At 65.2% G+C, this 13,931-nt stretch carries 13 protein-coding genes; 7 read left to right on the top strand and 6 right to left on the bottom strand.

The genetic code is table 11. The features are described 5' to 3' along the window. From VFW84_RS03845 to VFW84_RS03855, 3 genes are all read right to left on the bottom strand, one after another. Nucleotides 1–612 carry a methyltransferase domain-containing protein gene (locus tag VFW84_RS03845; protein WP_329679112.1) on the bottom strand — a complete coding sequence of 204 codons (612 nt, stop codon included), beginning with the start codon at nucleotides 610–612 and terminating at the stop codon, nucleotides 1–3. 20 nt (nucleotides 613–632) lie between these two features. Then, nucleotides 633–971 (bottom strand): zinc ribbon domain-containing protein YjdM, encoded by a 339-nt coding sequence (locus VFW84_RS03850; protein WP_329679113.1) that lies wholly within the window; start codon nucleotides 969–971, stop codon nucleotides 633–635. A gap of 68 nt (nucleotides 972–1,039) precedes the next feature. Next, nucleotides 1,040–2,911: a hypothetical protein gene (locus VFW84_RS03855; protein ID WP_329679114.1), complete on the bottom strand. Its 1,872-nt coding sequence runs from the start codon at nucleotides 2,909–2,911 to the stop codon at nucleotides 1,040–1,042. A gap of 334 nt (nucleotides 2,912–3,245) precedes the next feature. Between VFW84_RS03855 and VFW84_RS03860 the strand changes: the two genes are divergently transcribed. Next, nucleotides 3,246–4,895 (top strand): methyl-accepting chemotaxis protein, encoded by a 1,650-nt coding sequence (locus tag VFW84_RS03860; protein ID WP_329679115.1) that lies wholly within the window; start codon nucleotides 3,246–3,248, stop codon nucleotides 4,893–4,895. A 9-nt stretch (nucleotides 4,896–4,904) separates the two neighbouring features. On the opposite strand, the gene VFW84_RS03865 is transcribed toward VFW84_RS03860, so the two are convergent. Both VFW84_RS03865 and VFW84_RS03870 read right to left on the bottom strand, forming a co-directional pair. Continuing rightward, nucleotides 4,905–6,302, bottom strand: coding sequence for a sensor histidine kinase (locus tag VFW84_RS03865; RefSeq protein ID WP_329679116.1), 1,398 nt, complete (start codon nucleotides 6,300–6,302; stop codon nucleotides 4,905–4,907). Next, nucleotides 6,302–6,910 carry a response regulator transcription factor gene (locus VFW84_RS03870; RefSeq protein ID WP_329679117.1) on the bottom strand — a complete coding sequence of 203 codons (609 nt, stop codon included), beginning with the start codon at nucleotides 6,908–6,910 and terminating at the stop codon, nucleotides 6,302–6,304. The genes VFW84_RS03865 and VFW84_RS03870 overlap by 1 nt, the downstream gene beginning before the upstream one ends. Before the next feature lie 195 nt (nucleotides 6,911–7,105). On the opposite strand from VFW84_RS03870, the gene VFW84_RS03875 reads away from it, so the two are divergent. Further along, nucleotides 7,106–8,599, top strand: a complete 1,494-nt coding sequence (locus VFW84_RS03875) for an NAD(P)/FAD-dependent oxidoreductase (protein WP_329679118.1) — start codon at nucleotides 7,106–7,108, stop codon at nucleotides 8,597–8,599. Here VFW84_RS03875 and VFW84_RS03880 read toward each other — a convergent pair. Next, the gene (locus VFW84_RS03880) at nucleotides 8,596–9,666 is read right to left on the bottom strand and encodes an AraC family transcriptional regulator (protein ID WP_329679119.1); all 1,071 of its coding nucleotides are present in this window, start codon (nucleotides 9,664–9,666) and stop codon (nucleotides 8,596–8,598) included. The two genes, VFW84_RS03875 and VFW84_RS03880, sit on opposite strands and share 4 nt — an antisense overlap. An 86-nt stretch (nucleotides 9,667–9,752) precedes the next feature. Between VFW84_RS03880 and VFW84_RS03885 the strand changes: the two genes are divergently transcribed. The 5 genes from VFW84_RS03885 to VFW84_RS03905 form a co-directional block, all read left to right on the top strand. Next, the gene (locus tag VFW84_RS03885; protein WP_329679120.1) at nucleotides 9,753–10,547 is read left to right on the top strand and encodes an SDR family oxidoreductase; all 795 of its coding nucleotides are present in this window, start codon (nucleotides 9,753–9,755) and stop codon (nucleotides 10,545–10,547) included. Between the two features lie 24 nt (nucleotides 10,548–10,571). Then, nucleotides 10,572–11,675 carry a hypothetical protein gene (locus VFW84_RS03890; protein ID WP_329679121.1) on the top strand — a complete coding sequence of 368 codons (1,104 nt, stop codon included), beginning with the start codon at nucleotides 10,572–10,574 and terminating at the stop codon, nucleotides 11,673–11,675. Next, a complete protein-coding gene (locus VFW84_RS03895; protein ID WP_329679122.1) occupies nucleotides 11,672–12,679 on the top strand; it encodes an NAD(P)-dependent oxidoreductase in 1,008 nt (335 codons plus the stop codon). The genes VFW84_RS03890 and VFW84_RS03895 overlap by 4 nt, the downstream gene beginning before the upstream one ends. 43 nt (nucleotides 12,680–12,722) lie before the next feature. Next, the gene (locus VFW84_RS03900) at nucleotides 12,723–13,574 is read left to right on the top strand and encodes a PA4780 family RIO1-like protein kinase (protein WP_329679123.1); all 852 of its coding nucleotides are present in this window, start codon (nucleotides 12,723–12,725) and stop codon (nucleotides 13,572–13,574) included. A 15-nt stretch (nucleotides 13,575–13,589) separates the two neighbouring features. Continuing rightward, a partial coding sequence (locus VFW84_RS03905) for a YdeI/OmpD-associated family protein (protein ID WP_414638885.1) occupies nucleotides 13,590–13,931 on the top strand: 342 nt, incomplete at its 3' end.

The raw sequence follows: 13,931 nt of genomic DNA on the forward strand, positions 1-13,931 counted from the left end.
TCACCGGCGCACCAGGCTCACTGCCAGCTCGTGCGACAGATTGGGGTGGTTCACCTTCGCATAGGGCGGCTTGGGCCATTGCCACAGCGCCTCGGGCAGCAGCGCCCTCATGGCATGGATGTCGCAGTGGTAGGGCGGGCCTTCGATCTGGCCTTCATCGATCGCCGCCGGGCGCAGCATCTGCATGAACAGGGCACATAGCTGCCCTTGCGGCCTCAGCCAGGCGTGCAACTGGGCCGCATAGCGGGCCCAGTGCTCAGGGTGGATGGCGCACAGGCAGGTCTGCTCGTACACGGCGTCGAAAGGGCGCTCAGGGGCATACGTCAGCACATCGGCTTGCACGATCTGCGCGCGCACGCCCTGTTGCTGGCACAGCGCCTGTGCACGCTCCACGGCGGCAGGGGTGTAGTCCAGGCCGACGACCTCAAAGCCTCGCCGGGCCAGCTCGGCCACTTCCCAACCCTGGCCACAACCGGGCACGGCGATGCGGCAGGGCTGCAGCACCCCGCTGTCCAGCCAGTGCAGCAGTTGCGGGCTGGGGCCACCGCGGTCCCAGCGGGTCTGCTGCGTCTCGAAACGTTCCTGCCAGAACTCAGCGGTCGGTCCGGTCATGGCGAGCTCCCTGTGGATGATCAGGCCTTCTTGATGAACTCCGACTTCAGCTGCATCGAGCCAAAGCCCTCGATCTTGCAGTCGATGTCGTGGTCGCCGTCGATCAGGCGGATGTTCTTGACCTTGGTGCCCACCTTCACGACGGACGACGAGCCCTTGATCTTGAGGTCCTTGATCACGGTGACCGAGTCACCATCTTGCAGCACATTGCCGTAGGCATCTTTCCAGACACGCGCCTCGGCAGCGGCCTCTGGGGCGTCCTGGCGCCATTCGTGCCCGCATTCGGGGCAGACGAGCTGGCCGCCGTCTTCATAGGTGTAGGTGGATTGGCATTGGGGGCAGGGGGGCAGGCCGCTCATCGGGGTTCCTTCTTTGGGAGTCAGGACCGTATTGTCCTTGACGCCGCGGAGCCTCCTGCCCAGCCCGCTCAGACCAGCTTCTTGTTGCTGACCGTCGTGGTGCCCGTGGGGGTCTTGAACTTGACCGTACCGGGGCGCCAGTCACGCGCGCATTCCCAGCCCACATCGGCACTCGTCAGCTTGTGGTTGGGGTAGTGGGTCACCAGCTCCCACTTGGCGCCGCCGGTGGCCCGCTTGAAGACGACGATCGCGTGATGGATCATCTCGGCCCCGCCGTCGCGCGTCACCAGCTTGACGTTCAGTTCCTTGAACAGCTCATCCAGGGTCAACTTGCCCTTCTCGAACTCGCCCAGGATGCGCGAGGCCTCGGCCGGGTCCACATGGTTGCCATCGCCTTCCACCGCATAACCCCAGCCGGGGGCGCTGGTGGGCTTGCCCAGGGTGATGGCCAGGCTCGTGAAGGCGTGCCAGCTGCCGTTCTTCTCGTACTCCAGGTAGGGCTCCATGGCCTTGGCGGTGTCGATGGCCCGCTTCACCGCCTCACGCTCCAGCACCGGCGTGGCCCACATGGAGCCGACATCGCTCTTGACCGTGTTCGAGACGGCATTGACGATGTTCTTGACGACCGTCGTGCGGTTCTTGATGACCTTCTTGCCTTCGCTGTCCGTCTCGTAGACGATGCTGACCTTGTTCCAACTGGTCTGGTGCTGGGTCACCCCGAACTTGTTGCCAGGCTGATCCGGGGTCACACCCTCTTCGGTGGAGGCACGCTGCGCCTGGCGATCCAGGCCCGTTTGCGCACCATGGCGCCCCGTGCCATGGCCGCGGCTGGTGTTCACGTCGTCATCGGGTGTCGTGCGTTGGGTGCCGTCCTCGTTGAGGGTGTCCTTGTTGTCCTTCTGCCAGGCGGTGGCCTGGGACATCTTGCCCACCAGATCCGACAACTCCTTGTGTGACTGCTGGGCCGACTTGGTGGCGTTTTCCACCACCGTCAGGCGCTGCTGCATGTTCTGCACGATGGTCTGCATCTTCAGTGGTGCCTTGTCCTCCATCTCCTTGAGCAGGGCGATCTTGGGCTCCAGTTCATCGCGCACTTCCTTGAGCTTTTGCTGGGCAGAGTTCAGCTCGGTCTGTGCAATCTCGATGCGGCCTTTGCGCTCCAGAAACTCCTTTTGCTTGATGCCTGGCTTCTTTTGTGCCTGCAGCATGCTGTCAATGCTGTTCTGGAGCACCTTGACTTTGCGCTCTTCGACGCTGATCTGATCGTTCAGCGGGCCCAGCTTGCGCGCAATCTCCTGGAGCTCCTTCTCCAGATCCTGCCCCAGTTGCTGCTTGCGGGTCTGGACTTCGCTCTTGATCGCCGTTTTTTGTTCTTCGAGCTCCTTGATCGATTTGTCGATCAGCACTTGGGCCTGATCGGGCTTGCCTTGTTCGATCAGGGTCTCGGCCGATTCCAGGTCCTTGCGGATGGCGCTGCGGTCGGACGGGGCCAGCACATGGCCCATGTCCTTGAAGGTCTCCGACACGGTGAACAGGGCGCGCTTGGCCTTGACGCTCTTTTGCAGCAGGGCCTGATCTTCTTCGCTGGGCTTGGAGGGTGTGGCGATCGAGTCGACCAGCTCAAAGGTGAAGGTGGTGCCCTTGAGCACGGGTGTGAGCTTGGAGTCGGTCAGCTTGCCGCGCTCGACCTCCAGCTTGAGGTTCTTCTTGTTGGCGGTGACCTGGCCCCAGGTCAGGCTGGCGCCCTGGGTCTTGAGGGCCTCGATGACCGGCTTTTTGATCTTGCCCACGAAGAGCAGATCCACCTTCTTGCCTTCCAGCGGGAATTTCTCGCAGAAGAAGAACTCGGAGGGCTCGCCATCGAGTTTGTTCAACTCGGTCTTGAGCACGGTTTCATATTTCTTGATCGTGTCGAAATCGGTCAGTGCGGTGAACGGCATGCTGGGCTCCCTTGACAGCAGTCGATGGTCCCGTGAGAGGGGCTGAACAGGTGTGCCGCGCAGAGCAACACTCTCTGCGCGGTGCCGGGCCATTCTAGGCAATGGCGCGGACAGATGGGGCGGCAGGGTGAAACCCTAAGGGCCATCGCATACATGGCCATTTGGTCCACTCCGTCACGGTTCATGGGCGGCGCGGTCGGGGCCAATGCCCTCGGGGGCAATTGGCAGGGGCGCACGCTGTCCTCAAAAATCAGTTCCAGCGCCAAGGTGATTCCCGGATCCAGAGCACACAGCGGCGTGTCAGTTCAGCAAGACCTTGTTTCTGGAGTGCAATATGCGCCTCAACCAACCGGTGACTTCCCGTGAGTACACCTTCGACGCCAACGTCACCCTGATGTCGACCACGGACACCCACAGCCACATTCAATATGCCAATGAGGCCTTCATGCGGGTCAGTGGCTTTGAGCCGGAAGAGCTCCTGGGGCAAGCCCACAACATGGTGCGACACCCCGACATGCCGCCCCAGGCCTTTGCCGACATGTGGGCCACCTTGAAGGGCGGGCAGTCCTGGTCGGGCCTGGTCAAGAACCGGCGCAAGAACGGTGATTACTACTGGGTTCGCGCCAACGTCACCCCGGTGCGCCGTCAAGGCGTGGTGACGGGCTATATGTCGGTGCGCACCCAGCCCTCGCGGGACGAGGTGAAGCAGACCGAAGCGCTGTACGCCGACTTCCGGGCCGGGCAAACGCGCGGCCGGGCCTTTCACAAAGGCATTGTGGTGCGCACGGGAGCGCTGGCCTGGATGTCCCTGTTTCAGGTCTTGAGCGTCCGTGGGCGCCTGCGCCTGGCGACGTCGCTGGCCTGGCTGATGACCGTGGTGGCAGGGGCTCTGCTGGGCCTGGGCGGCGCCACCCTGGCCACCTTCGCCACGCTCAGCTGTGGCGTGCTGCTGATGTCCTGCCTGTGGCTGGAGCGGCAGATCGCTCGCCCGCTGGATCAGGTGCTGCGTCAGGCCTGCGGCGTCGCGTCGGGTCAGCCCGAGCCCAATGTGAATCTCGACCGGGTGGACGAAATCGGCATGCTGCTGCGCGCGGTGAACCAGGCGGGGCTCAATCTGCGCTCGCTGGTGGACGATGTCGGGGTGCAGGTCTGCGGGCTCAGCAGTGCCAGCCAGGAGATCCTGCAGGCCAGCAACGATCTGAGCGCACGGACCGAGCAGACCGCCTCCAGCCTGGAAGAGACCGCGGCCTCCATGATGCAGATGACCGCCTCGGTGCAACAGAGCGCCTCCACATCGGCTGCGGTCACCCAGAGCGCCCAGGCTGCCTTGCAGGCGGCCAACGAGGGCGGTCAGGTCTTTGCACAGGTCACGCAGATGATGCATGACATCACGGCCGCCAGCGAGAAGATCCGCGACATCAATGCCGTGATCGATGGCATCGCCTTCCAGACCAACATCCTGGCGCTCAATGCCGCCGTGGAAGCGGCCCGGGCAGGTGAGGAAGGGCGTGGCTTTGCCGTGGTGGCCAGCGAGGTGCGCAGCCTGGCCGGCCGCAGTGCCCAGGCGGCCAGCGAGATCAAGGCCCTGATCCACGACAGCGTGAACAAGACCATGGCGGGGCAACAACTGGTGCGCCAGGCCGGCGTGACGATGGAGGGCATCGTGGGTCAGGTCCAGCAGGTCACCCGCTTGATCGACGACATCCATCTGGCCTCCAAAGAGCAGGCCACGGGGATCGGTGAGGTCAATCAGGCCGTGACCTTGCTGGATGGCATGACCCAGCAGAACGCCAGCATGGTGGAGGAGGCCACGGCCGCCGCGTCCATGATGGCCCGTCAGGCCGAACATCTGGCCAATGCCATCGACGTTTATCAGCGCCGCTCGACCGCTTCTGTGGCATCGAGCCCGGTGCCGGCCGCTCGGGGCAGCCGACTCGCTCAGATCATGGGCGCGCGTCCTGCCCTGGCCACCGTCGGGGTGTGAACGGGCGCTTCATGCCAGCCGCGGCAGACGCAGGGTCACCCGTGCGCCGCCCGCAGGACCATTGTCGATGGACAGCGCGCCACCGTGTTGTTCCGCGATGGCGCGAGAGATCGACAGGCCCACGCCCAGCCCCTGCTCCTTGGTGCTGAAGAAGGCCGTGCCCACCTGGGCCGCGAACTCGGGCGCCAGGCCGGGGCCGGTGTCCTCGATGCACAGCACGGCCTGAGCGCCCTCACGGCGCGTGCTGACCCGGATCAGGCGCTGCGGTGAGTTCGCCATCGCCTGAATGGCATTGAGGTAGGCATTCAGCACGATCTGCGAGAGCTGGATGGAATCGCCCATCACGCGCAGATGGCTGTCTTCCAGGTCGAACTGAAAGCTCACGCCCTGCGCCCGTGCCTCGGTGCTGGCCAGGTCCGCGACATCCTGCAGCAAAGGCGGCAATGCCACGGGCTCGAACATGAGCTTCTTGGTGCGGATGAAGCTGCGAATGCGGTCCAGGATCTGACTGGCACGCAGGGTGTTCTTTTCGATGTCCTCGAACAGATCATTCAACTGAGCCTGGCTGAAGCGCTGGGCCGCCAGGCCGTGTTGTGCCAGTTGGGCATCGGCCAGGATGGCGGTCAGAGGCTGATTGAGCTCATGCCCGATGGATGCGGCCATCTCGCCCAGGCTGTGCCGGCGGTCCAACTGGGCAATCTGGGCGTGCAGCCGGTTGTGCTCTTCCTGTCTGGCCATGGCGGCGGCGGTGGCGAGATCCTTGGCTCGGGCCCGCTCCATGAAGACGCCGATGAAGCCCATGCTGCCGATCACCGATGACATCAAGGCGGCACCGGCGGTCAGTGCGCCGTCAATCTCGGCCGCCACCGCATTGGGTTGCGAATAGCCCAGGCCCACCCGCACGGCACGAGAGAGCAGGAGCGAGGCGGCCAAGACATAGATGAAGCTGATCCAGCGTGCACTGGTCGAGTCGTCTCGGTGCGCCATGCGCCGTGCCAGCCAGGCAATGTGCGCGAACAGGCAGACCTGCCCCAACAAGCCCCATTCAAAGCGCAGCAAGGGGTCATGCAGGAGCTGCCGCAGGCATTCGTACAAGGCCAGAAAGCCGATGCCCGCCAGGGCCATGTTGTGGTGTCGCCAGGGCATCTGCAGCTCGTCGCGCAGGGCCTGGGCGCGCATCAGGTTGCCGCAGAACATCAGGCCATTGGCCAGGGGATAGGTGACCCAGTCGGGCACATTCGGGCGCAGACCGATCAGCACCAGCCCGATGCCGACGATCTCCCCGCCACCGCACCACAGCGCCACCGAGCGGGCACGCTGGCCGGACAGCACCACCCAGGCCATGGCCGGCATCAGCAGATACAGGACCCCGACCACCAGAAAGAGCGTGGGGATGTGAAAGGGCATCAGGGCTCCAGCTCACGCATGATGTCCACCAGCTCCAGCAGGGAGCTGGCGCCCAGTTTCTCCATGACCCGCGCGCGGTGCACCTTGATGGTCTTGAGGCTGCACTGGAAGTGGTCGGCGATGTCCTTGTTCATCAGCCCCTTGATCACCAACTGGCACACCTCGCGCTCGCGCGGGGTGAGGGATTCATAGCGCTGGCGCGCGTCGACCTGCTCCCGATAGTTCTGCAGCCGCTCTCGATCGCGGGCCATGGCCTTGTGGATGGCCTGGAGCAGATCGTCCATGTTGAAGGGCTTGAGCAGGAAGTCGACCGCACCGTTCTTGAGCGCGTGGATGACTTCCTGCGTCTGGCTTTCGCCAGAGATGAACACGATGGGGGTGTGGCGTTCGAGCTTGAGCAACTCTCTTTGCAGCTCGACCCCCGACATGCCGGGCATGCGCATGTCCGAGATCAGCACGGCCGGGGCCACGGGCAGGGAATGCTTCAGGAAGGACTGCGGGTCCTCATAGACATCGACCGTGTAGCCCATGTAGGTCAGCATGCGTGACAGCGATGTTCTGACGGAGGGATCGTCGTCCACCAGGTGGATGTGGCCTTTGTCGTCCATGGGTCTGCATTTGTGTGTCTTTGCTGCCCATGGTAGCAACGTGGCCTTGCGGGGGCCAGCCTTCCGCGGCCCCCTTCAAATAAGGGTTAGTTCTAACCCTTATTTGACAACCATCATTTTCAGAATACATTTGCATCCTCGCGTGCCGACTCAGAGCGGTGCCCAGCGACCTGCTTGAATTTTGGAGTTGAACTCATGTCCGAACACTTTGACGTCTTGATCGTGGGCGCTGGCCTGTCTGGCATCGGTGCTGCCTGGCATCTCACCCAAAAATGCCCTGACAAGACCTTTGCCATCCTCGAAGGTCGCGACACCATTGGCGGCACCTGGGATCTGTTCCGCTACCCCGGCATCCGCTCCGACTCGGACATGTACACCCTGGGCTACAACTTCAAGCCCTGGACCGAACCCAAGGTCATCGCCGACGGCGACCGCATCCGCAACTACATCCAGGAAGTCGCCCGTGATGGCGGCATCCAGAAGAACATCCGTCTGGGTCACAAGGTGGCGGCCGCCGCCTGGGACAGCGAAACCGCCCAATGGACGCTGACGGTGCACAAGCAGAACGGCGAGACCGTGCAGATGAGCTGCAACTGGCTGATGATGTGCTCGGGCTACTACAACTACGAAGAGGGCTTCACGCCCGAGTTCAAGGGCCGTGATGACTTCAAGGGCCAGATCATCCACCCGCAGTTCTGGCCAGAGAACTTCGACTACAGCGGCAAGCGCGTGGTCGTGATCGGCTCGGGCGCCACCGCCATCACCCTGATCCCCTCGATGACGGACAAGGCCCAGCATGTGACCATGCTGCAGCGCACGCCCAGCTATGTGATCTCGGTGCCCCAGTTCGACCCGATGGTGCGCTTCCTGCTGAAGTTCCTGCCGGACATGACGGTCTACAACATCAGCCGTGCCCGCAACAACTTCATCACCCAGATGATCTTCAAGCTGTCGCGCAAGTACCCCAATGCCATGCGCAAGTTCCTGCTCAAGCAGGTGAAGATGCAGGTGGGCCCGAACTTCGACATGAAGCACTTCACGCCGCCCTACAACCCCTGGGATCAGCGCCTGTGCGCCGTGCCCAATGGTGACCTGTTCAAGGTGCTCAAGCGGGGCAAGGCTTCGGTGGTCACCGACCAGATCGATCGTTTCGTGGACAAGGGCATCCTGCTCAAGTCCGGCCAGACGCTGGAGGCCGACATCATCATCACCGCCACGGGCCTGAACCTGCGCCTGTTCGGTGGCATGCAGATGTCGGTGGACGGCAAGCCTGTGGAGATGAACAAGCACATCTCCTACAAGGGCCTGATGTTCAGCGATCTGCCCAACTTCTCGAACACGCTGGGCTACACCAATGCCTCGTGGACGCTCAAGGCCGACCTGATCGCCGAATACGTGTGCCGCCTGCTCAAGCACATGGACAAGACCGGCACCCGCATCGCCGTGCCGCGCCGCGACCCCAATGTGCAGCCTGCGCCCCTGCTGGACATGACCTCCGGCTATGTGGCCCGCGCCGAGGCCCACCTGCCCAAGGGTGCCGACCGCGCACCCTGGAAGCTCTACCAGAACTACGCCATGGACAAGGAGCAACTGCACAAGGGCCAGCTCGAAGACGGCGTGATGACCTTCTCCAAGCCCCACAAGGTGGCGCGCCCCACCCAGCCCGCCGCCCAGGCCGTGGCGGGTTAAGCCGTCAGCCGCTGTTGCCGCCACTGCAAGGGCGGCACGCCGGTCCAGCGCTTGAAGGCGCGTGAAAACGCGCTCTGCTCGGCATAGCCCAGCAGGGCGCCCACCTCGGCCAGCGTGAGGCGCTCGTCGCTCAGGTGCAGCTCGGCCACCTGCCGCAATGCCGTTTCACGCAGGGCCCGGAAGTTCAGGCCCTGCTCGGCCAGGCGCCGATAGAACACGCGTGGCGACAGGCGCAGCGCCTGCGCCACCTGCTCCAGCTCGGGCATGCCCTGCGGGGCCAGGTGGGCCACCACGCGGCGCGTCATCTCACCCAGATCTCCGGCTTGCGGCAGGCGTGCCAGGGCGGCGTCCACCTGTTCTTCCATCAGGGCCCGCAAGGTGGGATCGGGCTGCCGCAAGGGCGTGGCCAGGGCTTCCAGCGGGATCACCAGGCGCGTGACCGGCTGCCCAAAGCGCACAGGGCAGCCGAAGTAGTCCGTGTAGGGCCGCAGGTCCGGTGGCGGGGGGTTCACAAAGTCCACCGCCCCCGTCTGCAGGGACAGGGCCTGCCCGCACAGATCGCGGCCGAACTGCACGATGCCCGCGATGCCCGCCTCATCGAACAAGGCGCCGGGCTTGCCATGCGCCACGCCCCAGCGCATCTCCAGATGGCCATCGACCACCTCGTGTTCGATGGGGTTGATGTCATGCACCAGGCGGTGGTAGCGCTGGATGCGCATCAGCGCGGCGCCTAGGTTCTCGCAGGCCAGCAGCACATAGCCCAGGGCCCCCAGGTGGCTGGGCTGCAGGCTCTGGCCCAGGTGCAGGCCCAGCAGCGGGTCGTGCAAGCGCTCGGCCGCCCGGATCAGCAACTGGCAGTAATCCTCGGCGGACAAGCGGCCCAGCGGCTGGGCATCGGCCTGTGCCAGGCGGCGGGGGATCACTTCGCGCGCGGGCACGCCCTGCGCTTCCAGATACTGTGCCAGCACCCGCAAGAAGGTCATGGGCACCATGCCCTGAACCACATCGCGTTCGTACAGACGCTCAGGCAAAGGGGTGGCGGGCGTGGAAGCAGACAAACGGCGCATGGATGAAATTGTCAAAAATTGGGTCGATGCAGTCAAGACGTGCTGACCCTGTGTTCGTTATGCTGAGTCCCACATCAGGAGCATCCATGGGCATGTCGACACGCAAGAGCATCTTCATCACCGGCGCCGCCGCAGGCATTGGCCGGGCCGTGGTCGAGCGCTTTGCGCAAGCGGGCTGGTTCGTGGGCTTGTACGACGTGGACGAGGCCGGCGTGCAGGCCCTGCGCCAGCAACTGGGCGCCGAGCGCTGCCATGCCGGCCGTCTGGACGTGAGCCAGCCCGACGACTGGGAGCGCCAACTGGAGGGCTTCTTCAACGCAGCCGGGGGGCGCCTGGACGTGCTGGTCAACAACGCGGGCATCTCTGTCACGGCGCCGTTTGCCGAGGCCGATCTGGCCCGCCACACCCGCCTCATCGACATCAACCTCAAAGGCGTGGTCCATGGCTGTCATCTGGCCTTTGACTACCTGCGCCGCACGCCGGATTCACGCGTGGTCAACCTGTGCTCGGCCTCGGCCCTGTATGGCCAGCCCATGCTGGCCAGCTACTCGGCCACCAAGGCGGCGGTGCGCAGCCTGACCGAGGCGCTGGACATCGAATGGCAGCGCCACGGCATCCGCGTGGTCGATGTGCTGCCCCTGTTTGTCAACACGGCCATGGTGGCCAACGATGTCCACAAGATGAAGACCGTGCAGACCCTGGGCGTGCGCCTCAGCCCCGAGGACATCGCCCACAGCATCTGGCGCCTGGCCCAGGGCCCGGGCCGGCGTCTGCCCGTGCACACCCCCGTGGGCCTGCAGGCCAAGCTGTTTTACCTGCTGGCCAAGATGTCGCCCGACTGGGCCAATCGCCTGGTGACCGCCCGCATGGCGGGGCACTGATCCTTCCCTTCACACCACTGAGCCATGAACACGATGACCACGCCCATGCCGGCCGGCATGCGGGCGCTGACCGACTTCGACCAGGCCCGCGCCTCCAGCAGCCCCATGGAGCGCCTGCGGCAGGTGCGCGCCTGCGCCCAGGCCCTGCGCGAGCGCATGATGGCCGAGCCCGAAGTGCTCTTCTACCGCAGCTTCAACCTGATCCGCGCGCCTTACCCGACCTACTACGCCTTCTCGGGCGTGTTCGCCGACAAGGGCTTCAAGTTCCCCCTGATCCACCTGTTCAACCGGCTGTTCGTGGTGCAGTACCTGGACCACGATCGGGTGCTGCGCACGCTGATCCTGTCGCCCACCGACCACGAGGCCAACCGCGAGACGCCCTTCTTCAAGCGCCTGGCGCGTGGCGTGCCCCAGGCCATCAACCGCATGATGGCCCCCCAGTACAACACGGTTGAAGGCGCCCTGGCCGACTGCGGCATCACGCCCGATCAGGTGGACTACATCAGCTACGACCACCTGCACACGCACGATGTACGCAAGTGGCTGGGCTCGCACGACCGACCGGCCTACTTCCCCCGGGCGCGCCTGCTGGTGCACCGTCAGGAGTGGCTGTCGACCCGTCAACTGCTGCCCATCCAGGCCGACTGGTACTGCCCTCAAGGCATCGACGGCATCCCGGCCGATCGCGTCGTGATGTTCGATCACAGCCTGAGCCTGGGGCCCGGCCTGGCCCTGGTCCACACCCCGGGGCACACCGAAGGCAACCATTCGCTGGCCGCCCGCGTGCCCGATGGCATCCGCGTCACCAGCGAGAACGGCGTCGGGGTCGATGCCTACGAGCCGCGCCACTCCCGCATCAACGCTGTGCGCCGCTATGCGCTCAGCACCGGGGTGGAGGTGATCCTCAACGGCAACACGCTGGAGGGCAGCAACGACCAGTACATCTCCATGGTGCTGGAGAAGACCCTGGCGGGCCCTTCGGCCCACCCGGACTATCCCAACTGCGCCACCTCCAGCGAGCGCACGCCCTTCTGGGCCTTTCCCGGCGAGGTGGTGAGCCACCTCTTTGGCGAGGCCCATTTTGGGCAGGTGCAGAACGCCCCCAGCGTGCAGAAGGTGCGTGCATGAGCGCCGCCACCCGCACTCAGGCCGACACCGTGCTGGTGACCGGGGGCTGCGGCTTCCTGGGCCGCGCCCTGGTGCGGCAGATCCTGGCGCACACGCCCTGGGCAGTGCGCGTGCTGGCCCTGCCGCATGAGCCCGTGCCCCCCACCTGGTCCGACCGGGTGGAGGTGCTGCGCGGCGACATCACCCGTGCCGACGATGTTGAGCGTGCCGTGCAAGGCTGTGGCCGCATCTTCCATCTGGCCGCCCTGGTGGGTGATGCGGGCAGCGTGGCCGATCACGAGCGCGTCACCGTGGGCGGCACCGCCCTGATCTTCGAGGCCGCCCGGCACCACCGCGCCAGCGTGGTGCTGACCACCAGCATCTGCGCCTATGGCGACGCCATCCAGCGCGGCCCCTGTGCCGAAGACACGCCCCTGGGCGTGCCCCAAGGGCCCTATGGCCATGCCAAACAGGGGCAGGAGCGGCTGGCCTGGCAGTTCCGCGATCAGGGCGGTCAGGTCTGCGTGGTCCGTCCGGCCAACATCGTCGGCCCGGGATCGGGCCCGTGGCTGCTGGACGCGGCCCATGCCTTGCGCCAGGGCCTGCCGGCGCTCCTGAGTGGGGGCCGTGGCAATGCCGTCCTGGCCGTGGTCGACAACGTGGCCGACTTCCTGCTGCTGGTGTCCTGCACGCCGCAGGCCCAGGGCCAGGCCTTCAACATCCACGATGGTCTGCCGGTGACCTGGCAACGCTACTTCAGCGATCTGGCCCAACTGCTGGGTGTGCCCGCGCCGCGTTCGGTGCCTCGCGGTCTGGCCTACCTGGCCGCCACCCTGACCGAGCCGCTGCTGCGGCGCCTGCGCCCCCGCCAGCGCCCACCGGTCACGCGGGAGGCACTCAACCTCATCGCCTGGGACAGCCGCTTCCCCACCGACAGGGCGCGGGCCCTGGGCTGGGCGCCCCGGGTGACCTACGAAGAGATGCTGGCGCAACTGCAGCAGGACATCGCGGAGCGGGGCTGTTAGCATGGCCCGATCCCGCAACTGAATCGGCCCCCTTGCTCCCCGGATGAAAATACCTCCCAGACTGCAGTCCCTCGTGGAAGAAGGCTTGATCGACACCGTCGTGCGTCAACTGATGAGCGGCAAGGAGGCCATGGTCTATGTGGTGCGACGGGGAGACGACACGCTCTGCGCCAAGATCTACAAAGAGGCCACGAACCGCAGTTTCCGGCAGGCGGTGGACTACACCGAGAACCGCAAGACCAAGAACACGCGCCAGGCGCGTGCGATGGCCAAAGGCACCCGCTTTGGGCGGCAGGCGCAAGAGGCCGCATGGCAGAGCGCCGAAGTCGATGCCCTCTACCGCCTGGCCGCAGCGGGTGTGCGCGTGCCCCAGCCCTACACCTTTCTGGATGGCGTCTTGCTGATGGAGCTGGTGGCCAACGCCGAAGGCGATGCGGCGCCACGGCTCAACGATGTGTGCTTCACGGCCCAGGAAGCGCGAGACCACCATGCCACCTTGCTGACCGAAGTGGTCCGCATGCTGTGCGCAGGCGTGGTGCATGGCGACCTGTCGGAGTTCAACATCCTGCTGGCGCAAGACGGCCCGGTCATCATCGACCTGCCGCAGGCCGTGGATGCGGCAGGCAACAACCACGCCAAACGCATGCTGCTCAGAGACGTGGGCAACCTGCGCGATTTCTTTGGCGGCTTCGCCCCCGATCTGCTGTCCACGGATTACGGGTCCGAGATCTGGGCCTTGTATGAGCAAGGGGTCTTGACCCCCGACACCCCGCTGACGGGCACCTTTGCCCGCCCCACGGGGCCGGTGGATCTGGGAGGCGTGATCCGCGAGATTGACGATGCCCGGGATGAAGAGGCCATGCGGCGTCTGCGGATGCAATCGCCCGGGGGCTGAAGGGGGGAGTCACGCATGCCCATCGACCCGTCTGCCGATGCCCCGGTCCTGTTCAAGAACGCCCAGGCATTCGAAACCTGGTTAACGCAGCACCACGCCACGTCCCCTGGCCTGTGGCTCAAGATCGCCAAGCGCGGCGCCAGTGAAGCCAGCGTCACCTACTCGGAGGCGGTGGACATTGCGCTGTGCTGGGGCTGGATCGACAGCCAGAAGAAACGCCTGGACGAGCAATACTTCCTTCAGCGCTTCACGCCCAGGCGCGCCCGCAGCGTCTGGTCCAAGGTCAATGTCGACAAGGTCGCGGCCCTCATCCAGGCGGGCCGCATGCAGGCGCCGGGCCTGGCGCAGGTCGACGCC

It is taken from the genome of Aquabacterium sp. (genome assembly GCF_036279655.1).
Classification (GTDB): Bacteria; Pseudomonadota; Gammaproteobacteria; order Burkholderiales; family Burkholderiaceae_C; genus Aquabacterium.